This window comes from Leifsonia sp. McL0627, from assembly GCF_058244615.1.
Genome location: NZ_JBZCGM010000002.1, coordinates 1,028,542 through 1,052,995, shown reverse-complemented (window position 1 = coordinate 1,052,995; position 24,454 = coordinate 1,028,542). Strand labels below are relative to the sequence as shown.

Genomic DNA, 24,454 nt, shown 5'->3' with positions numbered 1-24,454 from the left:
GTGCGTTACTTGATCGCGCCGGCGCTGATGCCGTCCACGATCTGGCGTTGTGCGAAGAGATAGAAGATCACAACGGGAACGATCGAGATCAGGGTCGCCGCTAGAAGGATCTGCGGCTGAGGCGTCTCAGCCGAAACGAAGCTGGTCAGCCCGCGCTGTACCGGCATGAGGGAGTTGTCGTTGAAAATGACCAGCGCCATCAGATACTCGTTCCAGACGGCGAACGCTTGAATGACCGCGACGGCGGCAAGTCCGGGTCTGGCAAGCGGCAACATGATGCGGAAGAAGATCCCGAGGGCGGATGCGCCGTCGAGCGCCGCCGCCTCCTCCAGGTCCTTCGGCTGGGAGGCGAAGAAGCTGCGCATGATCAGTGTCGAGATCGGGATCCCAGTGGTGATCAGGATAAAAACGTAGCCCGGCCGCGTGTTGGCCAGATCCAGCGCAAGGAGCACCTTGTACTGGGCGAGGAACATGGCCGGTGCCGGGATGATCATCACGGCGAGGATCAGGGCGGTGAAAACCCCCTTGCCTTTGAAGTCAAGGCGAGCGAGCGCATATCCCGCCAGGCTGGACACGAGAAGGATCCCGACGACTGCGCACAGCGTATAGATGACACTGTTCGCCATATACACGCCAAGGTTGCCCTTCACCCACGCAGTGGCGAAGTTCTGCCACTGCGGCACGGCCGGGAGCAGCGCGTCGCCCTTCAATATCTCGGGCAGGGTCTGCATCGAACCAGAGATCATCCAGAGGATGGGGAACAATGCGCTGAGCGCTGCGGCGACCAGGAGGGCGTACAGTGCGACGCGGCCGGGACGCAGGGGCCGTCGGCCGGTGCGCGCTTGTGCGGCCTCGGTCGTCTCGCGGAGCCCGACATACTCGGGCGCGTTAGTTGTTGTGGTCATGGTCGTCTTCCTTGTCCGTTCAGGCGATCGCACGGCGACGCGAGAAGCCGAGCTGAAGCAGCGACAGGAGGATAAGGGCACCGCCGAAGATCACCGACATAGCGGCAGCGGCTCCGTAGTTGTTATAGGTGAAGGCCTGCGTGAAGATCTGCAAGGTGGGGACCATCGTGGTGTAGCCGGGCCCTCCGTTCGTCAGCACCTGCACGGTCCCGAAGATCTGCAGTGCCGCGAGCAGGGTGAGCAGGCTGACCACGGTCGTCACAGGGGCGAGCTGCGGCCACGTGATGTAGCGAAACTTTGCCCAGCCGCGTGCGCCGTCAAGTTCGGCCGCCTCGTAGAGGTACTTGGGAATGTCCTGCAGACCGGCGAGGAACAAGATGAAGCCGAACCCCCAGTGCAGCCAGAGGAACACGCCAATGACGGCGAGCATCGCAACGGTGGGATCGTTCAACCAGTCGTGCCGCAGGAAACCAAACCCCGCCCAGCCGAGGATCTTGTTGACCACGCCCGATCGCGGGTCGAGCATTGCCGAGAACACCATGCCGACGACGACGACCGACAGCACGCTGGGCAGGTAGTACACCGTGCGAAAGAAGGTGCGGCCCCTGCGGACGGCGTTGACGGCGAGCGCCATGACCATCGAAACGCCATTGCCAACCACGAATCCGACGACGCCGAAGATCAGCACGTTCTTCATCGAGACCCAGAAGGCCGCGTTTTTGAACGCCGCCTGGTAGTTGAGCCAGCCGACCCACGGTGTGTCCGGACTGACACCGTCCCACGACTGAAAGCTGAGCACGATCGATTCGATGAACGGCACCAGGGTGAACACGGCGATTAGCGCAATCGCCGGAACTAAGAACAAATAGCCGGTGATCGCCTTGCGTCCGCCGATCCGGCGCCGCCTGCGCGGCGCTCCGAGGGAGCGCCGCGCAGGGGTGGTGCTGACGGTCGTGGTCACTGGCTGGCGTCCTGTGCACTCTGGACGTCGGCGAGCAGATCCTTGACCGTCATCTGCCCGAGCACGAGGCTCTGCACGTCGCGATTGATCGCGTCCGTGACCTGGGCGCTGAACGTGTTGGGGATGACCTGCTGGTTCTTTGCAGCCTGGGCGTAGCCGGTGAGTGTGTCAGGCAGCTTGGCACCGCTCTTGAGCAGGGCGGGGCTGGTCGGGATGATGTAGGCCTCTTTGGCGAACACTTCCTGCTGGGCCGGCTTGGTGAGCCACTTGACGAAGTCGAGCGATGCCTGCACATGCTGGCCGCGCGGGTTGATGACCGCTCCCTTTCCGGGAACGCCCGGGGAACGCGGCGTGTATTTGGCGTCGGACGCCTTCGGCAGGGAGAGGGAGAAGAACGAGGTGTAGTCCGGGGCCGTCTTGTGGGCAACGGAAACGCCAGGCGACGCATCGAAGATGGTTCCAACGCTGTGCTTGGTGAAGAAGTTCGTCTCAACAGTGGGGTTGTCGTTCTGGCCGCCGGGGATCGCGCCGCCTTGAATCGCGCCCGCCTTCTTGAGGTCGGCGATCACCTGGAACGCGTTGGCCCAGCCGTCGGCGGTCCACTTGTATTTGCCGGCGAAGGTGTCGTTGATCTGCTTGTCGGTCAGCCAGTTCGAGGCGAGGTACTGCACGAACTGCGGTGTGAGAGAGGCGGCGACAGAGAACCCGCCGTTGGCGTCCTTGTTGCTGGCTGCCAGCTGGTCGATCAGCTCGGAGACTGTCTTCGGCGGAGTGGAGGCGTCGATTCCAGAGTTCGCCGAGTCCGAGATAAGCCCGTACGCCTGGTTCTCCCAGTGAACCGAGTAGATGCCCGGCTTCACACCCAGGTTGTTGCCCTTGGCGAAGGTGGCGAGCTTGATGACCGCGGGGGTGAAGTCCTTGCTCCAGTCACCCTTCAGCTCCTTGGTCAGGTCGAGTGCCCAGCCGGCCTTATAGAACGGGGCCATCGAGACCGGGTTGAACGAGGAGTACACATCAGGCATCTGCTTGGACTGCGCATCCGCCTGCAGCTTGGGCAGGTAGTCGACAGGCCCGGGAGTGTCGATTGTCACCGTGACGCCAGTCTGGTCGCCATACTTCTTGGCGAGTTCGTTCAGCACGACCTCTTGCCCGCGAGACTGGTTGAGGAAAGTCAGGTGCACATCCTTCTCGGCAGTCGCCGAGGACGTGGCCGCGGGGCTGGCGCTGCTGCAGCCGGTCAGCAGAAGGGCCGTCGCCGCGACGGTCGCGCCGGCTGCCAGCATCACCCGCCGATTGACTTTGGATCGATTCAATTTGCGTGGAAGCATTCGTCCTCACCTTTGAAAGACGCCGGGGCAAGCCGCCCTGGCCATTGGAATGGGATTGCGGGAGCGAACTCTGAGTCTCTTATAGAGTTCGCATGGGGATGCTAACCAGACACACTCCCTCATGTCAATTCTTAGTCGATAATAGTTTTAGCAATTTCTGGGTTAGTGTTTCCGCATGACGAATACGGTCGGCGTGCGTGGCCGGCGTGGCAGCTACGCCAAGACGAAGGAACGACGACGGGCTATCGCGGAGGCAGCGCTCGAGCTCGTCCTCGAGAAGGGCCATCGCTCCCTCATCACCGCCGACGTCGCGCAGCGGGCAGGCCTCAGCGAGCCCGGCGTGCTCTACCACTACGCGACAAAGGACGACTTGCTGCTCGCCGCTCTGCGTCTCTCCGACGAGTTCGAGTGGTCCACGATGCCCCTCGGCGAGTCCGTGCGCCGCGCTCCCGCTCGCGCGGCCGAGAGCCTTCGTCGCATCAACGTCGTCCGTCTTCACACCGCGATGTTCGGCGAGTCCAGCGACCCGGCGCATCCCGCACACGAATACTTCAAAGAGCGCTGGCGTTCGGGTGACCAGCGCATGGTCGAGAGCATCCGTCGCCTACAGGACATCGGACTCGTCGATAGCGCGATCGAGCCCTTCCGCGCGTCTCGCTGGATCCACACCGCCTGGGAGGGCTTGCAGCTCCAGTGGCTCGCGGAGCAGGACTTCGACATCGCGGCCGAACTGGAGTCGTTGATCGAGCGCATCCTGGGCGTCACGATGGAGGAGATCGATCGCGTCACCCAGGAGCGCGACTGAGCCCTACAGGGTCTCCCCCGCATCCGCGAGCAGCGTGCTGCCGGTCATAATGAGCGAGAGGTCGCTTGCCGCAAACAACACGACGCGTGCAATGTCGTCCGGCGTACCGAGGCGGCCGATGCGGCTCTGCGTCATGACATCGAGCGGCGGCAGCTCGATACCGGCCGCGGCGGCCTGCTCGGCCGTCGCCTTCCCGGCGGCGATGTTGCCCTCAGTCGGGACGAAGCTGGGAGCCACACCGAGAACGCGTACGCCCAGCGGCGCGAGATCCACTGCGAGCGACTTGGTGAGTCCGCGCGCGGCGTGCTTCGAACTCACATATGCGGCCATCCCAGGAAAGGCGACCTTGAAGCCGGCTGTCGAGATGATGTTGACGATGACGCCGCCGGAGCCGTCGGCGGCCATCCGGCGCGCCGCCTCCCGCGACCCGAGGAACACCCCGCGGGCATTGACGGCGAAGACGCGGTCCCACGTCTCATCCGGCATGTCGAGCACCGGCGCGTTGGGGAACAGACCCGCGTTGTTGACCCAGATGTCCAGCCCGCCGAGTTCGGCGACAGCGAGATCTGCCGCGGCGATCACGGAAGCGGTGTCCGACACATCGGCCCGCGTCCCGATCACTGTGACGCCATAGCGCCCCGCCAACTCGGCCGCCGCAGCGCGGGCGAGCTCCTCGTCGATGTCCAGGATGAGAACGTGTGCGCCAGCCTCCGCCAGGCGAGCCGCGATGGCTTTTCCCAGCCCCTGCGCACCACCGGTGACGACCGCCCGCCGCCCGGCGAGCGAGACGAGCTCGGCGATAGATGAGCCGGACACGTCGGCGAATGGATAGGGCATTGGAACCTCCTGAGGCGAATGAGAAACACGTATTGGCAGACTATGCCATAACCTGATGCCTGGCAATCGACTACCGTCGGACCATGACGGTGAACGGGAGCAAGGGAGGCCGCCCTCCTATCGCGGACGAGGACGACCTGCGCACTCGGGCGATCGCCGTCCTCCAGCGCGACGGCTACCGAGCCGTCACGATGTCGCAGATCGCTGCCGAGACGGGCGTGAGCGTCCGGACTCTCCACCGGTATTTCCCCGGCAAGGCGGATATCGTCTGGGGAGGCATCGAAGGGTCGCTCGACGCTCTGAGGCGCGGCCTCGCCCACGCCGACGACTCCCTTCCACCGATGGAGGCGATCGCGGCGGTGGTCGCTACCGTGTTCGACCAGGACGCCGACGAGGTCGCGGTCGGCCGCGCCCGGATGCGCCTGATCGCCACCGAGCCCGAACTCGAGAGCACCCGACCGGATACCTATCGCCTATGGCGCGAGGAGACGGTAGCCTACTTCGCCCGCCGGTTGGCGCTCCCCGCGGACGATCTGGTACCCCAGACGGCCGGTGCGGCAGTGCAGACGGCAATCATGAGCGGCCTCTCCTGGTGGTCCGTCCAGGACGATCCCTGCCTCTCCCCGTCGGAGGCGGTGACGCGCGCCCTGCGAGGCCTGAGCAGCGCTACTCGGCCAGGTCCTCGACCCGCATGATTGTGTCGCCGAACCGGGAGAACCCTCGGCTCTGCGGCACTCCGTCCTCTGCCATTCCGAACAGCAGCCTGGTTCCGTCTTCCACACCGGACCAGGTTGCGCGCAAACGCATCTCCCCGTCTACGTCGCCAAGGAGTTCCAGGTCCGCCTCGTAGACCGTGCCGCCCGTCATGGACCCGCTCGAGCGCTCGACGCCGTCGTAGACGTTCCGCCCGTCGTCGCTGTAGCCGACGTAGCGAGACGTCGTCGCCCACGTGCCCGGGCCGTTTGAGGAGCGGTCGAATTCGAGATAGCCGGAGTGTGCGCCGGCGATGCGGCCGGAGGGGACGAATCCGGCGGTCCGGCCGAGTACCTCCTCCGCTCCCCGGCCTGCGATCGCGTATGGCGTCGTCGCCGGCGTCACCGCTATCGGCACCGGCTCACCTGGCGTGTGCTCCATCAGCTTGGTGGTCCGGATCCGAAGCGTGGGTCCGAGCTGGCCTCCGCTGCCGCGCTTCATCTCCATCCACAGGACGTTGCGGCCGTCCGGATGCCAGGACATCGGGGACACGTACACCCACGAGTCGTCCGTACTGTTGAGCGGCACTCCGCGATACTCCCGCTCAGCCTTTGAGCGCTCGACGTCGATCAACACCGGCCCGATGTTTCCCGGGCGGGAGCGGCGGACCCCGTCAACGGCGTACATGTATAGCGCCCACGCCATCCACACAGTGACCAGTGTGCCGTGCGGACGCGGCATCAACCCGAGAAAGGCGGGGTTCGTGCGCTCCGAAGCCCGGGAAGTCATGACGATGCCGAGTCGCTCGTCGGGCGAGAGGATAGTCGTCTCGTCGTACCCGGGTGTGCGGGTGATCGGCTCGATGGACTCGGTCAGGAGGTCTTGGATGACCGAGTCGGTGAGCGGACCGCCCCGTCCCCGACCGCCGAGATCGCCGTTCCGCCACGGACGAACTGTTTCACCTCACCCCCGAGCATTGGACGTGCCGTGTAGTAACCTTCCCGCTCTTGGTCGGGCACGAGAGCATCCGCGCCGCTGATGATGACCGGATCGACGATCGTGTACCGTTCCCTGTCGCGCCGCAGGTGACCCATCGCAGCCACGGCCGTCATGTCGGTGCGCAGGATGGTCCATGCGATCCGTTCGCCATCTGGCGAGACGATGATCTCGGACCAGTGGTGGGACGTGAGCGGGTCCTCTGTGAGGTTCCAGGGGTACTGGACGGGGACGAGCTGAACAGTCTCGGGGGCGTCTAAGCTCGGGGCCGCCTCCAAGACGTAGTCGCCGAGCAGCATCCGCCGGTTGTCGGCGAAGGGCATGTGCCGGATACCGTTCGCCGTACGAATCTGCGGGATGGGCCCAGCGAAGATCTCACGGAAGTCGGAGCCATCGTCAGCGACGGTCGCGGCGCGCCACCAGTCGGCGGGATCCTCGTCCGTGCGGAACAGCAGGAACACGCGGCCCGACGGAGTGTAGGTAGCGCTCGGCGCGCGGACGCCGTCAGGGAGCGGTACCGTCGCGATTCGGATACGGCCGAGGTCGGCGTCCACGACCTCCTGCACATCCGTCCCCGTGTCGCCATTTCGGGCGCTCTCTGTCATACGCCGGCTTCCTCTCGGGTGGCATCCGCTGCCCAGTCGCAGATGCGGGCGGCAACCTCTGCGGCGCCCGCGTAGATGGCGAACGACCTGCCGTTCTCGTCCACCTCCAGCGGCTCCAGTGTCTCCAGTTGGGAGTCGAGGAGAGCCGGGGGCATGAAATGATCGGCCCGTGCGTCCATCCGCTCCCGGATCAGGCCGCGTTCGCCCGCGAGGTGCGCGAAGCCGACGGGAACCCTGGCCTCCTCGGTGATCGCGTCCCGGTAGCTACGGCGCAGCGCCGAGCAGGCTACGACGGCCCCGCGATCGGCGGCGACCTGCTCAGCGATGGCGTGCCCGACTGCGCGCAGCCACGGCATACGGTCCTCGTCCGTCAGGGGTGTGCCGCCGGCCATCTTGTCGCGGTTGGACTGCGGGTGCAGGTCATCGGCGTCCACGAACGGCACGCCGAGCAACTCCGCGAGCTCTCGGCCGACCGTGGTCTTGCCCGAGCCGGAAACCCCCATCACGACGATGGCGGGCGGTGGGACGGATGCGGTCATGTCAACGGACCGATTTGACTTTGGTGAAGATGATGAGGCCACCGACGAGCGCGAACACGGCGCCGATGAGGTAGAGGGCGGTGTAGTTCTTGTCCGCTCCGACCGCACCGATGGTGATGATCAGGGGCGCGATCAGCGGCGCGATGGCGCTCGGGATCTTCTGGGCGAAGGCGACGACCGCGAGGTAGCGGCCGGCCTCGGCTCGGCTGGGCAGGACGGCGAAGACGATGGCCTGATCGACGACACTGAAGGCCGCGATCGCCAGCTGCATTATGACCGAACCGATGATCAAGGGAAGCAACGAGTGCGCGAACGCCTCGACGCACGCACCGGCGACGAAGAGCAACGAGCCGATCAGAGTGAAGAGCTTGCGGCGGCCCAGCTTGTCGGAGAGGAATCCGCCAAGCAGTGCGCCGCCGGCGGCCGCGACCACCCCGATGATTCCGATCGCCGCGACCACACCGGCGACCTGGATGACGGGTATGTGGAGGCGCTGTGCGTAGAAGAAGGTGCCGAAGGTGGTGTTGAAGTACAGCCCCATGAAGAAGATGAAGCGGCCGAGCCAGTTCCAGCCGAAGTCCGGGTATTTGCGCGGGTTGAAGATGTAGGAGCTGAACAGAGTCTTCACTCCGACGCTGTCGTTGCGGACGATGGCCTGTGAGCTGCCCTCGCGTTTGATGAATACGAAGGCGAGGATCAGAACCAGTCCGATGATCGCGGGGAGCACGAAGATCATCAGCGTGGAGGACACGACCGAGTAGGCGATGCCGATGCCGAAGACGGGCGCGATCTGCGTCGTGACGCCTGTCAGCGCAGAGGCGCGTCCACGCTGCTCTTCGGGCACCCGGTCTGCGAGCAATGTCTGGATTCCCTGGCCGGCGGTCGCCCAACCGAGCAGCCCGACGATCCAGCCGACGCCGACGAGCGGGATGTTGGGGGCCACGGCGATGAACGCGACCCCGACCAGGCCGACCAGCGAGCCGATGACGATGAAGGGGGTCCGTCGGCCGAACCGCGATCGGAGGCGATCGCTCCACACTCCGAGCAGCGGACTGAGGATCAGGTAGATCAGCTGGGCAGTGCCGGTGACGTAGCCGAGCACCTCCTCGTGGCCGGGAGCCAGCTGCGTGACGCGCACCGCGAGCGAGTAGGTCAGCGGCACCATCAACGCCAGGCTGGCGCCGAAGTTCGCCACCGTGATCCAGAACAGGAAGCTGGCACTGACCCGCTGCAGCGGTGGGGCGACGAGGTCGGGCCCGTTCACTTCTTGGTTCTGCGGCCCAGCGGCGGGACCCGCTGTCGTGGGCAGGACCGTCGTCGCTTCCACTCGCACGGCGCGAGAGGATTTGGTATCGAGGTTGCTGTACTTGCGCATTGCGTTTGACTCCTTCGTCAAGTGAACAGTGTTGGGGGGCCGGTTACCAGTCGTGGACGGTGCCGTCGGCGAGCCGGTTGTATGGCAGGTAGGCGCGGATGTACGGATATTTGCCGGCCTCGTCAACGTCGAGGTCGACGCCTAGGCCGGGCGTCTCGCCCGGGTGCAGGAAGCCGTCTTGCCACGTGTAGGACTGCCGGAATACCGCGTCGGTCTTCTCACCGTGCTGCATGTACTCCTGGATACCGAAGTTGTGGATAGCCATACCGAGGTGCATCGCAGCGGCCATGCCGACCGGCGAAATGTCGGTCGGTCCGTGCATGCCCGACTTGATCTGGTATTGCGAGGCGTAGTCGAGCACTTTCTTCAGGTGGGTGATACCGCCGGTGTGGGTGACGGCGCTACGCACGTAGTCGATCAGTTGCTCACGGATGATCTGCTGGTAGTCCCAGACGGTGTTGAAGATCTCGCCGATCGCAAGCGGCGTCGTGGTGTGCTGGCGGACGAGCCTGAGCGCTTCCTGGTTTTCGGCCGGGGTGCAGTCCTCGAGCCAGAACAGGTCGAACGGCTCCAGGGACTTGCCGAGCTGGGCGGCCTGGATCGGAGTCATCCGGTGATGGCCGTCGTGCAGTAGCGGCAGTTCCGGTCCGAACTCGCTCCGCACTGCTTCGAACACGGTCGGCATGTGCCGGAGGTAGGAGCGGGTGTCCCAATCCTCTTCGTTGGGTAGGCCGCCGCGCTGTGCCGGCTCGTGGTCGTAACGCACGCCCTGGTTGGCCTCGTAGGTGGCGTTCGACGCGATCCCGTAGATGGACTTCAGCCCGGGAACCGCGGACTGGATGCGGATCGCCCGGTATCCCTTCTCCTGGTGCTCACGGACGCTGTCAAACAGTTCCGGCAGGTCCCGGCCCGACGCGTGCCCGTAGGCGAGAAGCCCGTTGCGGGAGGCACCCCCGAGCAACTGATACACCGGCATCCCGGCGGCTTTACCCTTGATGTCCCATAGCGCCATGTCCACAGCAGCGATAGACGCCATCGTCACGGGGCCGCGGCGCCAGTACGCGCTGCGGTACAGGAACTGCCAGGTGTCCTCGATCCGAGAAGCGTCCCGGCCGATGAGCAACGGGACGACATGCTCGGCGAGGTACGCGACGACCGCCTGCTCCCGGCCGTTGAGGGTCGCGTCGCCGAGTCCCGTCAGGCCGTCATCCGTGGTGAGCTTCAGAGTCACGAAGTTCCGGTCAGGACTTGTGACGATGACCTCTGCTTTGTCGATGCGCATGGGATGTTCCTCGAGATGGTGACGGATACGGGTCAGGATTCGCTGCCGGGCTTGCGGCCATCCAAGCCACGCCACCTGCTCTGCAGCGAGAACGCGGCGCCCTTGGGCTTGCGGTCGCGGGTGAAGACACCCTTCTTGTTGCCGTCGACACGGTGAATGCCGGGACCGGTCATGAAGTCGGCGAAGTTCCAGATGTGCTCACCCACGAATTCGGGGATGCGGTCGAAGACGCGGTGGTAGGTCGCGAGCAGGTCGGTCTGGTACTCCTCGGTCCACGGCATGTCCCACACCGAGTGGAGTCCGGGCTGGGTGTCGGCACCGTACTCTGACATCATGATCGGCTTGCCGAAGCGCTGGACCCAGCCGCGAAGCTCTTGCTCGAGGACCGTCTCGGCGGTGCCGAGGTCCCCGGTGAATACGTACCAGCCGTAGTAGCGGTTGATCGATAGCACGTCGAAGAGGTCGCCGATCTTGTCGTTCGCCGGTGTCGAGAACATAACGGCCGCATAGGTGAGGGGACGCGTCGGGTCGAGTTCGCGCGCGAGATTGACCAGGGGCTCGAAGTATTCGCGCGAACCCTCCTCGTTCGAGGCCGGTTCGTTGGCGATGCTCCACATGACCACGCTCGGATGGTTCTTGTCCCGCTCGATGAGCTCACGCAGGTGCTGCGCGTGGACGTTCCGTGTCTCGCCGCCGAAGTTCTCCTCGGCGAAGGTGGGTGTCGGTGGGATGCCGGTCAGGCCGCCCTGTACGCCCAGGTTGAGTCCGACGGCGGCCGTCTCGTCGACCACGACCATCCCGTGACGGTCTGCGAAGTCGAGCACCTCCTCCGCGTAAGGGTAGTGGCTGGTGCGGAAGCTGTTCGCGCCTGTCCACTCCAGCAACTGGAAGTCGTGGACGAGATAGGCGTCGTCGTGTCCCTTGCCGCGGACCGGAGTGTCCTCGTGCTTGCCGAATCCGGTGAAGTAGAACGGCTCGCCGTTGATGAGGAACTCGGTGCCGCGCACCTCGACGGTCCGGACACCGAACGGGAGGGTGTAGCTGTCGACGAGTTCACCACCCCGAAGCAGCTCGACCACGAGGTCATACAGGTAGGCGGCGCCCGGCATCCAGAGCTGCACGTCGTCGATGCGGATCGCGCCTGACGCGCCGTCGCGTGTTGCCACCTGCGCGCCGGCCTCATCGAGCACGCGGACGCGGACTGCGGCGTCGTCTGGGCCGCCGACGCGCACGCTGTAGTCGACGAGGCCCGCAGCCCCGTCGATGCCGGTGATCACCGTGATGTCGTCGACATACGAGAGCGGGGTGCTGTACAGCTTCACCGAGCGTGCAATGCCTGCGTAGTTGTAGAAGTCGTGGAAGTAGGTCTGGCGCTCGCGGCCATCCGGTCCGGTCGTCACAGAGCCCGGCGGGATAGTGAGGTTGGTGAGGCGGTTGTCGACCGAGACGGTAAGGCGGAACTCCTCCCCCACCTTCACGACATCGGTCAGGTCCGCCTCGAACGGCGTATACCCGCCGACATGCTCGGCCACCAGACTGTCGTCGACGTAGACCTTGGCGGCGTGGGTCACTGACCCGAACCTCAGGACGATCCGCTCCCCGTTCCAGCCGCGCGGCACGCGGGCGTCGCGCTGGTACCACACGACACCGACGTGGTCACGGATGGCGGAGTCGACGAACAGGTCGTTGTAGCTGGCTGGGACCGGGGCCTCCAGGACGGTTTCGATGCGGGCGGTCCACGGCTCGGCGCCGGCGGTCGTGTCGAGCGCAAAACGCCAGAGGCCGTCGAGACTGACGACGTCGCGGGTGGGGGTGGTTCGGGTGCTGAGCATGATTCTCCTACGCGGCACTGCGGGGACAGTGGACTTAGTACACCAGGTTTTTGGCGTTTCGGCAAGCGATTGCCATAATGGTCAGGCAGGCCCCGCAACTTACGCATTTTGGAGGCGATGACGCCGATGACCGAGACGACCCCGACTGGATTACGGATCGATGCAGGAGGTGACCAGTTCCCGGTTTCCGGACGGAGGCCCCGGCTCTCCTGGCTACCGGTTGACACCACCGACGGCTATCAGCTCGACGCCACGATCAACGACGAGCGGCAAGATGTTGCGGAGGTCGACGGACACCGGTTGAATGCGTGGCCCTGGCGACCGTTGCGCAGCGGCGAGCGCGTGCGCTGGCGGGTGCGTGCCGCGGCATCAGGGTGGAGCGACGAGCACGCCTTCGAGGCAGGGCTGCAGACAGAGGATTGGACCGCTGAGTGGATCTCCCCAGCCGACTCGGCTGAAACCGAGGGACCGTACGGCAAGCGACCTGGCCAGGTCTTCCGCCGGGACTTCCGCCTCGACGGCACATTGAAGAGCGCGCGCCTGTACTCGACCGCGCTCGGCGTCTACGAGGCCTTCGTCAACGCCGAGCGCGTCGGCACCGCCGAGCTCTCACCGGGGTCGACCTCATACGACAAGACCGTGTACGCGCAAGCGGCAGACGTCACCTCCGTCCTGCGTGCAGGCAGCAATACGGTCGAGCTGCTGGTCACCGACGGGTGGTGGCTCGGCCAGGTCGGCGCCTTCCACGCCGCGGCGGCGTGGGGCGCCGAACGGGTCGCGGCGCGGGCCGAACTTCACTTGCACTTCGAGGACGGCGCCCGGGAGATCGTCCGCACTGACGATACCTGGGCGAGCTGGACCTCCACCGTTGTCCGCGCGGGCCTGATGGACGGTCAGTCCACCGACTTCACCGTCGAGCCGGCCGAGGTGGGTCCCGTCCGCGTCGGACAGGTGACCGCTCCACCGGTGTCCTGGTCCCCCGCCCCGCCGGTACGACGGGTCGAGGAGCGCGCCCCTGTCTCCCTCGCTCAGCTGCACTCCGGCGAGTGGATCGCCGACTTCGGGCAGAACGCCTCCGGCTGGACGCGTCTGACTGATCTCGGGCCGCGCGGCAGCCGCACCGTGGTCGAGCACGGCGAGCATCTCGACCCGAGCGGGAACCTCGACATGTCGCACCTCGACTCGGAACGCGAAGGGGACGGGCTCGTCGTCCTCGACCAGCGGGACGAGGTCGTCTCCGCCGGGATCGAGGGGGCGGTCTTCGAACCGAGGCACACCATCCACGGCTTCCAATACGCCCGCATCAGCCGCGGTGACCTGCGTCTCGCCCCCGATTCGGTCCGGATGCAGGTGGTCAACACCGACCTCGCGACAACCGGCACGTTCCGGTGCAGCGACGAGGATCTGAACCGACTCCATCACATCGCCGAGTGGAGCTTCCGCGGCAACGCCGTCGACATCCCGACCGACTGCCCGCAGCGCGAGCGCAGCGGGTGGACCGGCGACTACCAGGTGTTCGCGTCGACGGCCGTCCGGCTCTTCGACGTTCACGGATTCTCCCGCAAGTGGCTGCAGTCGGTGCGTGACGACCAACTGGACGACGGACGGATCGCGAACTTCTCACCCGACGGCCGTCAGGTCAAGCACCACCCGGAGCTACAAGTCGCGCAGATGACCGGGTCCGCCGGTTGGGGCGACGCGATCGTCCACGTTCCGTGGGTGCTGTACGAGGCCTACGGAGACCGGGACGAGCTCGCCGCGAACTGGGACGCCATGACCCGCTGGGTGGAGTGGGTGGCCGAGACCGCTCGCACCAGACGGCATCCTTCCCGCATCCAGCGCTCGGTCGCGCCGCTTCCGCACGAGCAGTTCCTCTGGGACGGCTCCTTCCACTGGGGTGAGTGGTGCGAGCCGAAGCTTCGCACACCGGAGGGCGATCTCATCGATCCGCTCATAGCAGACCCGATGGCGTGGTTCATGGAGGACAAGGGCGAGATCGGCACCGCGTTCTTCTACCGCTCGTCGTCCCAGTTGGCGCGGATCGCCCGCGTCATCGGCCGCGACGATGCCGCCGAACGCTACGAGACGCTCGCCGCCCACGCCCTGGACGCGTGGCGGACGGAGTTTCTCCGACCTGACGGACGGACGGCCAAGGACACCCAGGCGGCCTACGTGCGCGCGCTGGACTTCGGGCTCATCCCCGACGACCTCCGGGCATCGGCGGCGGACCGGCTGGTGGAGTTGATCCGGGCTGCAGGCAATCACCTCGGCACGGGATTCCTCTCCACCGCCGACCTGTTGCCCGTTCTGGCCGAGACCGGTCACGCTGACCTCGCGTACGAACTGCTACACCAGCGAACCACGCCGTCCTGGCTTGGCATGCTCGACCGCGGCGCGACGACAATCTGGGAGGACTGGGATGGGGTCGATGAGCATGGCGTCGCCCATGAGTCGCTGAACCACTACTCCAAGGGCGCCGTGATCAGGTTCCTGCACACGCACCTGCTGGGTTTGGACCAGGCCTCCGGCTCGGTCGCCTGGGAGTCGTTCGTCTTGCGTCCCGTCCTTGGCGGGGGCGTGACCTGGGCGGAGGGTTCGTACACGACACCGCAGGGAACAATCCAGGCGTCCTGGCGCGTCGAAGACGGTCAGCTCACCGTGAGCGGGACGGTACCGCCGGCGACGACCGGGAAGATCATTCTCCCCAACGGCTCCACCATGACGGTGGGAACTGGCGGGTTCCGCGTCGTCAGCGCGGCCTGATCGCCATACCGTCAAGCCCGAAGGGCCCGGCAGCCGTGCTGCCGGGCCCTTCGACTTACCGCAGGTCTCGCGTCAGGCGAAAGCCGCTCGCCCGTTGCGGATGGCGAAATCGCCCAGCCAGGCGAGGCTCGGCTTCGGCGTGCGGACGAAGGTCTCGCGGTCAACCTCGATCAAGCCGAAGGTGGGCTCCCAATGTCCCCACTCATAGTTGTCGAGCAGGCTCCAGTGCAAATAGCCGCGCACGTCCACCCCGTCGGCGAGCGCCAGACCGAGGTGGCGGAGGGCTTCGCCCGTGTAAGCGATGCGGCGGGAATCGTCGTGGGTCGCGATGCCGTTCTCGGTGACGACGATCGGCACGCCACCCGTGACCTCCGCGGTGTGCCGGACCGCGATCTCCAGAGCGTCCGGGCGGTACGCGGTGCCGACAAGGGTGTTATCGGGGTGCTGCGGGTAGGGTTCGATCCCGTCCGCATTCACCAACTGCGCGGAGTACGACTGAACGCCGACGAAGTCGTCGCCACGCGAGCCCTCGAGGTAGAGGTCCTCCCAAATGTACTCGAGTTCGCGGCGCTTCTCCTCGCCGCCGGGACGGGTCTCGAAGGCGCGGTTGGCGACGGTCCAGCCGACGTTTGCTCCGGTGCGCTCGCGCACGATGTCGCGGACGGCGTGGTGGGCTTCCACGAAGATCCGACCGATCTCGGGGCTCGGCGCCGGGAGCGCCGGACGCGGTCCGTCCGTGTCGACGGTCGGGCTCTGCCATCCTTCGCCCTTGTCCTGCGCCTGCTGCATGAAGACGGCCATGCCGGTCATCATGGCGAGCATGTTGGGCTCGTTCATTGTTGCCACCCACTCCACGCCGTCGAGGATGGTGGTCGCCGTCTCGACGTATGAGCGGAACCGGTCGATCGCGCCTGGTGCCGTCCAGCCGCCCTGCTCGGCGAACCATCGTGGGTTCGTGAAGTGATGCAGGGTGACGAACGGCGTGAGCCCCAGTTCGTTCGCCGTGTCGATCATCCGCCGGTAGTGGGCCAGCTCCGCACGGGAGATGAGGCCCGGTTCCGGTTCGATGCGCGCCCACTCGATGCCGAAACGGTAGCTATTCAGTCCTGCGTCGGCGAGGAGCTGCATGTCCTCGCGGTAGCGGTGGTAGCTGTCGCAGGCGTCGCCGCTGCGCTCCATACCTGGGATGCGGCCCTCGTTCAGCCAAAAGTCGCTGTTGAGGTTATTGCCCTCGATCTGGTGCGGGGCGGTCGAGGCGCCCCACAGGAAGTCGTCGGGGAAGGTGGTCATCGGTTCGTACCTGCTCTTTCGGGTGTTCCGTCGGTCTTCGTTGCCGACAAGATGGTGTGCACAGTCGTCGCGAACAGGTCGTCGTCCGCGAGTTCGGGCGCGAGGTCGCGAAGCACGGCGCGCGGGTCGGCGCTGGGAGCCTCCTGGAGGACCCACGCAGCGATGGCGATGGCGCAGCCGGCAGCGGTGCGGCCGGCTGCCCTTTCCGCGAGTGCGATCGGGACGATGCGCAGCCGCATCTTGGTGCGGGACCCCTCGGCGATCTGGGCGAGGCTGTGGACGATTCGCGGGTTCGCGAACCGAGCCGCCAGAGCGTTTCGGTACGCGACGGTCTCCACGGTCGGGAGGTTTCTGGCTGCTTCCTCCCAGAGGTCATCGACCTGGCCGCGGCACACCGGATCGGCGAACGCCTCAGCAACGGTCGCATGCCCCCGCAGCCGCCCGGACGAGGCGAGCAGTGAGTGTGCGCCGTTCAGCATCCACAGCTTCCGCGCCTCCCACGGGGTGATGTCGTCGACGAAGCGGGCGCCGGCGGTCTCCCACTGTGGCCGGCCGGACGGGAAGTCGCCCGCCAACACCCAGTCGGCGAACGGCTCGGTGACGACTGGAGTCTCATCGAACCACCCGGTGGCGGTGGCGACGAGGGTGCGGTCGTCAGGGTCAAGTCGCGGCGTGATGCGATCGACCGACGTCGACACGAAGGACACGCCGCGCGGGAGCCAGTCCGCCAGGTTCACGTCCACCTCCCTGGCCAGACGGTCGAGGGCGCGGCGGACAAGGGGCCCGTTCTCGGGCAGGTTGTCGCAGGGGACGATCGCGATCGGCGGTGCCCCGGCGAGCATGCGGGCGTGCAGGCCGATCAGCAGCCGGCCGAGGACGGTCCGCGGTCCCTCAGCTGGGGCTGGCATCGCGAGGGCAGCCTGCGCGATCACGTCGCGGAGGAGCCGGATGTCCGACTGAGTGTCTGAGTCGTCCAGGTCCAGATCGCCGCTCGCGTCGAGGTGGTATCCCGCTTCGGTGACGGTCAGCGTGACGACCGCGACGTCAGGGGCACCGAACGTCGCGACGAAGCGCGCATTGTCGTCGCCCGCCGTCGCTTCGACGATGCTTCCGATCACTTCAAAGCGGTCCTCCTCAGGACCGCGCTCAATCACGGTGTAGACGCACCCCTGAGCGGCGAGGAGCTCGGCAGCATCCGCCCGACGCCCGGTGAACGCGGCGATCCCCCACCGGTCGGCGTCCGCCGCGTGCGCCGTGTACCAGGCCTGGTGGGAGCGATGGAAAGCCCCGAGCCCGAGGTGCACGATCCGCACCGGCCGGGCGCTTTCCGGATGTGGGAGCGCGGCGCGGTTCAACAGCGGAGCGGTGGATACGGCGGTCACAGCTTGAAGACTCTCTTCGGCAACGCCCCGACCAGTTCGTCGGCGACCTGCTCGGCCGCGCCGAGCGCGATCCTGCCCTCGGCGACGTAGCGGGCGAGGAAGGCGGCATCCGCCCGCCTGGCCGTGTCATGTCGCGCGGGAATGGAGAGGAAGGCTCGGGTGTCGTCGATGAATCCGGACCCGCGGAAGAACCCGGCGGTCTCGGTCACCGCCGAGCGGAACCGGCCCATCGCATCCGGCGCATCCAGGAACCACCAGGGTGCCCCGATGTACACGCTGCGATAGAAGCCGGCCAAGGGTGCCAGCTCCCGGGAGTAAACGGTCTCGTCCACGGCGAACAACACCAGGTGGAAGCCGTCCGCGTTCCCGAACCGCTCCAGAAGCGGACGCAGCCCCCGGACAAAATCAGTGCGAACCGGGATGTCATGGCCGGTGTCCGGGCCGAAGCGCTCGAACGTCTCCGTGTGATGGTTGCGTAGGACGCCGGCATGGACGGTCATCACGAGACCGTCATCGACGCTCATCCGGGCCATCTGGAACAGCATGTGAGCCCGGAAGGCGCGTTTGTCGCTCTCACCCGCCGTGCCCGCAGTCACCTCCGCGAAGAGCCGCTGGGCTTCGTGGGGCGACAGGTCGAGAGCGACTGGCTCCTCGACGCCGTGATCGGCCGACACCGCACCATGGTCGATGAACTGGCGACGACGTTCCTCCAGGGCTTCCAGGTAACCGGCGAACGTGGCGGGCCGCCCGGTCACCGTCAGCAGACGGTCCACGTTCGCCGTGAAACCGGGCGCGTCGGGGTCGAGGTATCGGTCCGGCCGGAACGTCGGGACGACACGGAGGCCGGCATCCCGGAGGACTTCGTGGTGCTCGAGATCGGCCAGCGGGTCGTCCGTCGTGGCGAGAACCTCGATACCGAACCGCTTGAACAGTGCGCGCGGCGTGAAGTCCGGTTCGGCCAGGCGGGCGGCGATCTGGTCGTAGATCCCATCCGCGGTCGACGGTCCAAGTTCATCCTCCACCCCGAGTATCGAGGTAAGCGCCTCCTCCAGCCAGTACCCGGAAGCTGTTCCAGCAAAGAGGCGCCAGTTGGCGGCGAGCACACCCCACACGGCCCGCGGATCCGCTACACCTCCGACACCGAGTTGCTCGAGGTCGACGCCCGCGGCATGCAACAGTCGGGTCACGTAGTGGTCGTGCGTGATCAGGAGGTCGGCCGGGTCGCGGAATCGTTGATCCTCCGCCAGCCATTCGACCGGGACGTGACCATGCGGCGACACGATCGGAGCGTCCGCCATCAGAAGGTACAGATCATGAGCAATGTTTCGGGTCCGCTGGTCCGCGGGCAGGAGGCGGTAGGGGTCGCGGCGTCGCGGCTGATGCATTAGCCCATTCCATCTCGCCCACGCATTTTTGTCAACCGATTGCCAAAATGCCGCAAACTCGCGCCAGTGCCATGTATCAACCGCGCCTCAGGGACATGACCTGGTGTTCGGCGGCCGCCTTTCAGATAGACTGTGCCAACCGTTTGCCGATAAGCGTCTACGCATCGTAAGGGAGCCCCGTGAGCGAAATTGAGGCCATCCCGCAAGTCCGGCCCGGGGTTCGCAAACCGGCCGCCACCATCTACGACGTCGCCAAGGCGACCGGCGTGAGCGCGTCGACCGTTTCGCGAGCGCTGAACAAGCCGGGCCGCCTCAAGGAAGCCACCGAGCGCCGCATCCGCGACGCCGCCGACGAGCTCGGCTATCGCATCAACCCGATGGCACGAGCGCTGCCGACCGGCAAGACTGGCACCCTGGCGCTCCTCGTGTCGGATATCACTAACCCCGTCTACTTCGACGTCGTCCGCGGTGCCGAACGGATCGCCACCGCGAACGGCCTCACGCTCGTGTTCGCCGAATCCCAGGAGTCGCCCGAACTCGAGCTCGCGACTGCGCAGCGTCTGCAGACCTCTGTCGATGGGCTGTTCCTTGTCGCCTCCCGCCTCACGGATGACCAGATCGGCGAGCTGGCGTCCGTCAAGCCGCTCATCGTGGCCAACCGGCTAGTACCGGGCGTAACGGCGGTCGTGCCGGATCCGCGCCCCGGAGTCAGCGCCGCCCTTGACCAACTCCACGAATTCGGGCACCACCGCGTCGCCTACCTTTCCGGACCCGATACCTCTTGGATGAATGAGGTTCGTTGGCGCACCCTCTTCACCTTCGCCGTCGAGCGCGGAATGTCGATCGTGGAGATCGCCGCGACCGCCCCCACACGCGAGGGGGGCGCGGAAGCCCTGCCCCGCGTGCTCGCCGCGGATGTGAGTGCCGTGATCGCCTACAACGACCTCGTGGCGCTGGGCTTACTGCGCGCCGCACGCGAGCGCGGCGTCGAGGTGCCCGATCAGCTCAGCATCATCGGCTTCGACGACATTTTCGGAGCAGATCTCCCCACCCCCGCCCTCAGCACGATCAAGAGTCCTCTGCGAGAACTCGGCGAGGCGGCCATGCACCGACTCCTCGTGGAGATCGACGACGGAGACGAGGAGCATTCTCCCTCGTTGCCTACGCGTTTCATCAGTCGCGAATCGGTGGCGGACCGCCGGGAGCGCAACTAACGCCATCGCGACAGAGGAGTGAGCATGTTTACGTCCACCTTCATCTTCGAGGCCAAGCCCTACGATGACGACTTCCACCGGCTGAACAACGAGATCGCGGAGCGTGCGCGCGCGATCCCTGGATTCCTGGGCGAAGAGGCCTGGACCAACGACGAGACCGGGTTGCACTCCGAGGTCTATTACTGGGAGAGCCGGGAAGCGCTCCACCAGCTGATCGGCATGGACACCCACCGAGAAGCCAAGCGCCTTCACGACCGTTGGATCGGCGCGTACCGCATCGTCATCTCGGAAGTGATTGCGACCTATGGACGGCCGGACCTCGGGCTCGAGCACGTGCCCGAGGTGCACCCCGATCTCGCCTGATTCATTTCGACCCCGGCAGTGTACGAGCGCTCCAATCGCGTGCCGGTGCACCACACGCCTGCGGATTCCGCCGTCAAGTCTGCCAGCCGGCGGATCGTGGCCCGCGGTCCGCGGCGATCGCCCACCCGCCAGCCGCACCGACACAGGAACGTGTCTTAGTCGACCAATTCCCCATGGCGTTTTCTCACAACGCCCGAATTTCGCACCGCGGAGGGCGTGGGATTCGAACCCACGAGACATTTCTGCCCACCAGTTTTCAAGACTGGCTCCATCGGCCGCTCGGACAGCCCTCCTGGCGCCGGCGCGAACCGGCGTCGACCGATTCTAACGGACGCGCGGGAACGTCCGCCGACCGTCCCTGTGCGCTCCCGTCAGCCGGAGAACGGCTTGGAGCAGGTGTACTGGCTGGCGGTCTGGCCGTGGACGTCGGACGGCAGGTCTACCGAGCCGGATGACGACGTGGGGGCGTCCGTGGACGGCGTGCCCGTTGCCGGGGCCTGCGTCGCGGGCGTGCCTGCCGCGGGGGCTCCCGCCGCGGGCGCGTTCGGGTCGGCCTCGGAGCCGACGCCCGTGTCACCGGTGAGGGTGATCGGCTGGTCGTTCTTCAGGGCGGTCATCAGGGTGTCTGCCGCATCCACCGTCGGGGCGACGCCGTCGCCCTGGTAGTGGTTGGGGTACTGCACGAAGACCATCTGGCTGAGGTCGATGTTCTTCAGAGCTGCCGCCATGGATGCGATGGTCGTCACGTTGTTGAGGCTCTCGGAGAGCTCGATGTTCGTGGTCGCCGCTTTCGCCATCCCGTAGACCTTCACCGGGTTCGACAGGGTGTCTGCGCTCTTGATGGTGCGCACGAGCGACGACAGGAAGACCTGCTGGTTGCTGATGCGTCCGAGGTCGGAGCCGTCGCCGACGCCGTGCCGGGTGCGGAGGAACGCGAGGGCCTGCTGACCCTGCAGCGTGTTCTGGCCGGCCTTCACATCGAGGCCCGTGTACGGGTCGTTGATGTCGCCCGCGACGCAGACGGGCACTCCGCCGACGGCGTTGGACATCTCGATCACGCCGTCGAACTGGATCACGCCCGCATACGGGATGTCGAGTCCGGTCAGCTTCTGCACTGTGAGGACGGTGCAGGCGAGACCGCCGTAGCTGAGGCTGTTGTTGATCTTCTGGCTGCTCATCGAGTCGAAGCTGCCGCCCTTGGGGTCAGGGCAGGACGGGATGGGCACGTACATGTCGCGCGGGAAGCTGATCACCGTCGCGGTTTTGTGGTCGCCGGAGACGTGCAACAGCATCGTCACGTCGTTGAGGTTCTCACCCCGGTCGCCGTATGCGGCGTTGCCGCCGCCGCTGTCACTGCCGGCGAGGAGCACGTTGAACGCGCCGTTCATCGCACCGACCTGCGGAATGACCTCTTTGCCCTTCGCGTCGACCAGCTTGACCGACGGTTTGAGGCCGGTGGCCACATCCCAGACGGCGTACGCGGCGACGGAGGCGGTGCTCACGCCGACGACGGCGAGGACAGCCGCCAGCATCCCCAGGATGAAGCGGAGCGGGTGGTGCTGCTTGAGGCGACCATGGCGTGCGATGCTCGGACCGGCCGACACTTCTTTCGCACGCGCCTGGGCGCGGGTGGGCAACTCGCTCATTCACTTCCTCTGCAGGATCGGGTGGGGCTTTCGCGCGCTCGGAGTCGGCGCGCACTACCCTCCAGGCTCGCAGACCATTCTGGCAAACCTCTGGACAACCACGCCAGAAATGCTGATCAGAGCGCGCGAGCGGGCAGATCAGAGCCGGTCGAGCACCAGCGCGAGCCCGTCGGCCACGACCGGTTCGGTGACCCGGTTCGCCACCGCTTTGACCTCATCCGGAGCCTGGCCCATCGCGACGCCGAGGCCGTCCGCTGCCGCCCAGGTGAGCATGTCGATGTCGTTCCTGCCGTCGCCGACCGCCACCACGCGAGACAGCGGGATGCCGAGCTGCTGCCGCACCCGCTCCAGCGCGGTGGCCTTGTTGACGCCGTCCGGAGCGATGTCGAGCCACGCCGTCCAGCCGATCGCGTAGCTGACCTTGTGCAACCCCATCCGCTCTACGATGTCGAGGAACTCGTCCTCGTCGTGCTGCGGCGAGACGACCACGACGCGGGTCGCCGGATGCGCGGAGAGCTCCTCGAAGGAGACCTGCACCGCGTTCACCAGCTCCCAGTCGGTCATGCCCTCGGTGTAGCGGCGGAACCCGGTCGCGTCCTCGACCATGAAGCTGCCGCTCGGCAGGAACGGCCGGATCGTCTCGAGTACCTCGGTCGGGTCGAACACCTCGACGAACTCGCGCCGGTAACCCTCATCGAGGGTGTCGTCACGCTGCATCGTGAGCGCGCCGTTCGCGCAGACCACGTATTCGCTGGTCAGCCCGAACTTCTCGTGGATACCCCGCGCCGTCTCCCAGCTGCGGCCGGTGGCGAGCATGACCTCGTGACCGGCGTCCCGAACGCGGGTCACCGCATCCAGGACAGCGGCGCCGATGGTCTCGTCCTCGTGGATCAGGGTGCCGTCGACGTCGAGCGCGATCAGCAGGCGGCCGTCGTCGGCCTGGTCGGAGGCGCTCACCGGGCGATCGGTTCCAGGACCTCGAGGCCGCCCAGGTATGGACGGAGCGCTTCCGGCACGACCACCGAGCCGTCCTCCCGCTGGTGCGTCTCCAGGATGGCGACGATCCAGCGGGTGGTGGCGAGGGTGCCGTTGAGGGTGGCGACCGGGCTGGTCTTGCCGCTCTCCGTGCGGTAGCGGATGTCGAGGCGGCGGGCCTGGAACGTGGTGCAGTTGGAGGTGGAGGTCAGCTCGCGGTACGCATCCTGGGTGGGCACCCACGCCTCCACGTCGAACTTGCGCGCTGCGCTCGACCCGAGGTCGCCCGCCGCCGTGTCGATGACGCGGTAGCTGAGCCCGAGAGCCTGAAGCATCTCCTCCTGGTACTGGAGCAGGCGCGCGTGCTCCGCCTCCGCCTCCTCCGGGAGCGTGTAGACGAACATCTCGAGCTTGTTGAACTGGTGCACCCGGATGATGCCGCGGGTGTCCTTGCCCGCGGAGCCCGCCTCACGGCGGTAGCAGGTGGACCAGCCGGCGTAGCGGAGCGGCTCCGCCACATCCACGATCTCGTCGGAGTGGTATCCGGCGAGCGCGACCTCGCTGGTGCCGGTCAAGTAGAGGTCGTCGGCGGGCAGGTAGTAGATCTCGTCGGCGTGTGCGCCGAGGAAGCCGGTGCCCTGCATGATCTCCGGCTTGACCAGGGTGGGCGTGATCATCGGGATGAACCCGTTGGCGACGGCCTTGTCGAGTGCCATGTTCATGATGGCGATCTCCAGGCGGGCGCCGATGCCGCGCAGGTAGGAGAAGCGGGCGCCGGAGACCTTGGCGCCTCTGGCCATGTCGATCGCGCCGAGCAGTTCGCCGAGCTCCAGGTGGTCGCGGGGCTCGAAGTCGAACGTCGGCTTCTCACCGACGGTCTTGACGAGCACGTAGTCGTCTTCGCCGCCGGACGGGACGCCGTCGATGATCGGGTTGCCGATGCGGCGGAGCACGTCGTCGAAGCGTTTCTCGGCGTCGTTCGAGGCGGCCTGCGCCTCCTTCACCCGGCCGGCGAGGCTCTGCGCCTGCGCGACCAGCTCCTTCTTCTCCTCCTTGGGAGCCGCGGCGACCTTCTTGCCGAACGCGTTCTGCTCCGCGCGCAGCTCCTCGAAGGCGGAGATGGCGGCACGGCGGTCTTTATCGGCCTGCAGCGCCTCGTCGACGACCTCGACGGAGTCGCCCCTGGCCTCCTGCGAACGCTTGATGACGTCGGGGTGCTCACGGAGAAGAACTGGATCGATCACGGGTTCAGCTTATCGAGGCCGCGCTGGACGTTCG

21 protein-coding genes and 1 tRNA gene are annotated in these 24,454 nt (G+C 66.4%); 5 read left to right on the top strand and 17 right to left on the bottom strand.

What is annotated here, in order from left to right; all coding sequences use genetic code 11:
• Window positions 1–5: 5 nt before the first annotated feature.
• Genes AC37TH_RS05635 through AC37TH_RS05625 form a run of 3 tightly spaced genes read right to left on the bottom strand, consistent with a single transcriptional unit; the run spans window position 6 to window position 3,149 of the window.
• Window positions 6–905, bottom strand: a complete 900-nt coding sequence (locus tag AC37TH_RS05635; protein ID WP_490763357.1) for a carbohydrate ABC transporter permease — start codon at window positions 903–905, stop codon at window positions 6–8.
• A gap of 19 nt (window positions 906–924) precedes the next feature.
• A complete protein-coding gene (locus AC37TH_RS05630) occupies window positions 925–1,866 on the bottom strand; it encodes a carbohydrate ABC transporter permease (RefSeq protein ID WP_490763356.1) in 942 nt (313 codons plus the stop codon).
• Window positions 1,863–3,149, bottom strand: a complete 1,287-nt coding sequence (locus tag AC37TH_RS05625) for an ABC transporter substrate-binding protein (protein ID WP_490763860.1) — start codon at window positions 3,147–3,149, stop codon at window positions 1,863–1,865. The genes AC37TH_RS05630 and AC37TH_RS05625 overlap by 4 nt, the downstream gene beginning before the upstream one ends.
• Window positions 3,150–3,369: 220 nt before the next feature.
• Between AC37TH_RS05625 and AC37TH_RS05620 the strand changes: the two genes are divergently transcribed.
• Window positions 3,370–3,999 (top strand): TetR family transcriptional regulator, encoded by a 630-nt coding sequence (locus AC37TH_RS05620; protein WP_490763355.1) that lies wholly within the window; start codon window positions 3,370–3,372, stop codon window positions 3,997–3,999.
• Window positions 4,000–4,002: 3 nt separating this feature from the next.
• Here AC37TH_RS05620 and AC37TH_RS05615 read toward each other — a convergent pair whose 3' ends face one another.
• Window positions 4,003–4,836, bottom strand: a complete 834-nt coding sequence (locus AC37TH_RS05615; protein WP_490763354.1) for an SDR family NAD(P)-dependent oxidoreductase — start codon at window positions 4,834–4,836, stop codon at window positions 4,003–4,005.
• 83 nt (window positions 4,837–4,919) lie between these two features.
• Between AC37TH_RS05615 and AC37TH_RS05610 the strand changes: the two genes are divergently transcribed.
• Window positions 4,920–5,531 carry an acyl-CoA-like ligand-binding transcription factor gene (locus tag AC37TH_RS05610; protein ID WP_490763353.1) on the top strand — a complete coding sequence of 204 codons (612 nt, stop codon included), beginning with the start codon at window positions 4,920–4,922 and terminating at the stop codon, window positions 5,529–5,531.
• Here the strand turns inward: AC37TH_RS05610 and AC37TH_RS05605 are convergent.
• The 6 genes from AC37TH_RS05605 to uidA all read right to left on the bottom strand — a co-directional run bounded on the left by AC37TH_RS05605 (window position 5,503) and on the right by uidA (window position 12,158).
• A complete protein-coding gene (locus AC37TH_RS05605) occupies window positions 5,503–6,117 on the bottom strand; it encodes a hypothetical protein (RefSeq protein ID WP_490763352.1) in 615 nt (204 codons plus the stop codon). The two genes, AC37TH_RS05610 and AC37TH_RS05605, sit on opposite strands and share 29 nt — an antisense overlap.
• Window positions 6,118–6,401: 284 nt before the next feature.
• Window positions 6,402–7,130: a hypothetical protein gene (locus AC37TH_RS05600; RefSeq protein WP_490763351.1), complete on the bottom strand. Its 729-nt coding sequence runs from the start codon at window positions 7,128–7,130 to the stop codon at window positions 6,402–6,404.
• On the bottom strand, window positions 7,127–7,669 hold the full coding sequence (locus tag AC37TH_RS05595) for a gluconokinase (RefSeq protein WP_490763350.1): 543 nt from the start codon (window positions 7,667–7,669) through the stop codon (window positions 7,127–7,129). Before AC37TH_RS05595 ends, AC37TH_RS05600 begins: the two co-directional genes overlap by 4 nt.
• A 1-nt stretch (window position 7,670) precedes the next feature.
• The gene (locus AC37TH_RS05590; RefSeq protein WP_490763349.1) at window positions 7,671–8,933 is read right to left on the bottom strand and encodes an MFS transporter; all 1,263 of its coding nucleotides are present in this window, start codon (window positions 8,931–8,933) and stop codon (window positions 7,671–7,673) included.
• Between the two features lie 154 nt (window positions 8,934–9,087).
• Window positions 9,088–10,326, bottom strand: coding sequence for a D-mannonate dehydratase ManD (gene manD / locus AC37TH_RS05585; protein WP_490763348.1), 1,239 nt, complete (start codon window positions 10,324–10,326; stop codon window positions 9,088–9,090).
• Window positions 10,327–10,358: 32 nt separating this feature from the next.
• Complete coding sequence (gene uidA / locus AC37TH_RS05580; protein ID WP_490763347.1) at window positions 10,359–12,158, bottom strand: beta-glucuronidase; 1,800 nt, start codon at window positions 12,156–12,158, stop codon at window positions 10,359–10,361.
• 126 nt (window positions 12,159–12,284) lie between these two features.
• Between uidA and AC37TH_RS05575 the strand changes: the two genes are divergently transcribed.
• Window positions 12,285–14,921, top strand: a complete 2,637-nt coding sequence (locus AC37TH_RS05575; protein WP_490763346.1) for an alpha-L-rhamnosidase — start codon at window positions 12,285–12,287, stop codon at window positions 14,919–14,921.
• A gap of 72 nt (window positions 14,922–14,993) precedes the next feature.
• On the opposite strand, the gene AC37TH_RS05570 is transcribed toward AC37TH_RS05575, so the two are convergent.
• The 3 genes from AC37TH_RS05570 to uxaC are packed head-to-tail and all read right to left on the bottom strand — an operon-like array spanning window position 14,994 to window position 18,978.
• Entirely contained in the window at window positions 14,994–16,211 is a 1,218-nt protein-coding gene (locus AC37TH_RS05570; protein ID WP_490763345.1) for a glycoside hydrolase family 1 protein, read from the bottom strand.
• Entirely contained in the window at window positions 16,208–17,593 is a 1,386-nt protein-coding gene (locus AC37TH_RS05565; protein ID WP_490763344.1) for a mannitol dehydrogenase family protein, read from the bottom strand. The genes AC37TH_RS05570 and AC37TH_RS05565 overlap by 4 nt, the downstream gene beginning before the upstream one ends.
• Window positions 17,590–18,978 carry a glucuronate isomerase gene (uxaC, locus tag AC37TH_RS05560; RefSeq protein ID WP_490763343.1) on the bottom strand — a complete coding sequence of 463 codons (1,389 nt, stop codon included), beginning with the start codon at window positions 18,976–18,978 and terminating at the stop codon, window positions 17,590–17,592. The genes AC37TH_RS05565 and uxaC overlap by 4 nt, the downstream gene beginning before the upstream one ends.
• Window positions 18,979–19,157: 179 nt before the next feature.
• Between uxaC and AC37TH_RS05555 the strand changes: the two genes are divergently transcribed.
• Entirely contained in the window at window positions 19,158–20,192 is a 1,035-nt protein-coding gene (locus tag AC37TH_RS05555) for a LacI family DNA-binding transcriptional regulator (RefSeq protein ID WP_490763342.1), read from the top strand.
• A 24-nt stretch (window positions 20,193–20,216) separates the two neighbouring features.
• The gene (locus AC37TH_RS05550) at window positions 20,217–20,555 is read left to right on the top strand and encodes an antibiotic biosynthesis monooxygenase family protein (protein ID WP_490763341.1); all 339 of its coding nucleotides are present in this window, start codon (window positions 20,217–20,219) and stop codon (window positions 20,553–20,555) included.
• A 208-nt stretch (window positions 20,556–20,763) separates the two neighbouring features.
• Here the strand turns inward: AC37TH_RS05550 and AC37TH_RS05545 are convergent.
• The 4 genes from AC37TH_RS05545 to serS form a co-directional block, all read right to left on the bottom strand.
• Window positions 20,764–20,848, bottom strand: a tRNA-Ser gene (locus tag AC37TH_RS05545).
• Between the two features lie 78 nt (window positions 20,849–20,926).
• Complete coding sequence (locus AC37TH_RS05540) at window positions 20,927–22,201, bottom strand: LCP family protein (protein WP_490763340.1); 1,275 nt, start codon at window positions 22,199–22,201, stop codon at window positions 20,927–20,929.
• Between the two features lie 138 nt (window positions 22,202–22,339).
• Window positions 22,340–23,158, bottom strand: coding sequence for an HAD family hydrolase (locus AC37TH_RS05535; RefSeq protein ID WP_490763339.1), 819 nt, complete (start codon window positions 23,156–23,158; stop codon window positions 22,340–22,342).
• On the bottom strand, window positions 23,155–24,420 hold the full coding sequence (gene serS / locus AC37TH_RS05530) for a serine--tRNA ligase (protein WP_490763338.1): 1,266 nt from the start codon (window positions 24,418–24,420) through the stop codon (window positions 23,155–23,157). Before serS ends, AC37TH_RS05535 begins: the two co-directional genes overlap by 4 nt.
• Window positions 24,421–24,454: the final 34 nt, after the last annotated feature.

Coding starts and splice junctions, on each gene's coding strand:
- AC37TH_RS05635 (WP_490763357.1), bottom strand. CDS start 905: ATGACCACAACAACTAACGCGCCCGAGTATGTCGGGCTCCGCGAGACG.
- AC37TH_RS05625 (WP_490763860.1), bottom strand. CDS start 3,149: ATGCTGGCAGCCGGCGCGACCGTCGCGGCGACGGCCCTTCTGCTGACC.
- AC37TH_RS05620 (WP_490763355.1), top strand. CDS start 3,370: ATGACGAATACGGTCGGCGTGCGTGGCCGGCGTGGCAGCTACGCCAAG.
- AC37TH_RS05615 (WP_490763354.1), bottom strand. CDS start 4,836: ATGCCCTATCCATTCGCCGACGTGTCCGGCTCATCTATCGCCGAGCTC.
- AC37TH_RS05610 (WP_490763353.1), top strand. CDS start 4,920: ATGACGGTGAACGGGAGCAAGGGAGGCCGCCCTCCTATCGCGGACGAG.
- AC37TH_RS05600 (WP_490763351.1), bottom strand. CDS start 7,130: ATGACAGAGAGCGCCCGAAATGGCGACACGGGGACGGATGTGCAGGAG.
- AC37TH_RS05595 (WP_490763350.1), bottom strand. CDS start 7,669: ATGACCGCATCCGTCCCACCGCCCGCCATCGTCGTGATGGGGGTTTCC.
- manD (WP_490763348.1), bottom strand. CDS start 10,326: ATGCGCATCGACAAAGCAGAGGTCATCGTCACAAGTCCTGACCGGAAC.
- uidA (WP_490763347.1), bottom strand. CDS start 12,158: ATGCTCAGCACCCGAACCACCCCCACCCGCGACGTCGTCAGTCTCGAC.
- AC37TH_RS05575 (WP_490763346.1), top strand. CDS start 12,285: ATGACCGAGACGACCCCGACTGGATTACGGATCGATGCAGGAGGTGAC.
- AC37TH_RS05570 (WP_490763345.1), bottom strand. CDS start 16,211: ATGACCACCTTCCCCGACGACTTCCTGTGGGGCGCCTCGACCGCCCCG.
- uxaC (WP_490763343.1), bottom strand. CDS start 18,978: ATGCATCAGCCGCGACGCCGCGACCCCTACCGCCTCCTGCCCGCGGAC.
- AC37TH_RS05550 (WP_490763341.1), top strand. CDS start 20,217: ATGTTTACGTCCACCTTCATCTTCGAGGCCAAGCCCTACGATGACGAC.
- AC37TH_RS05540 (WP_490763340.1), bottom strand. CDS start 22,201: ATGAGCGAGTTGCCCACCCGCGCCCAGGCGCGTGCGAAAGAAGTGTCG.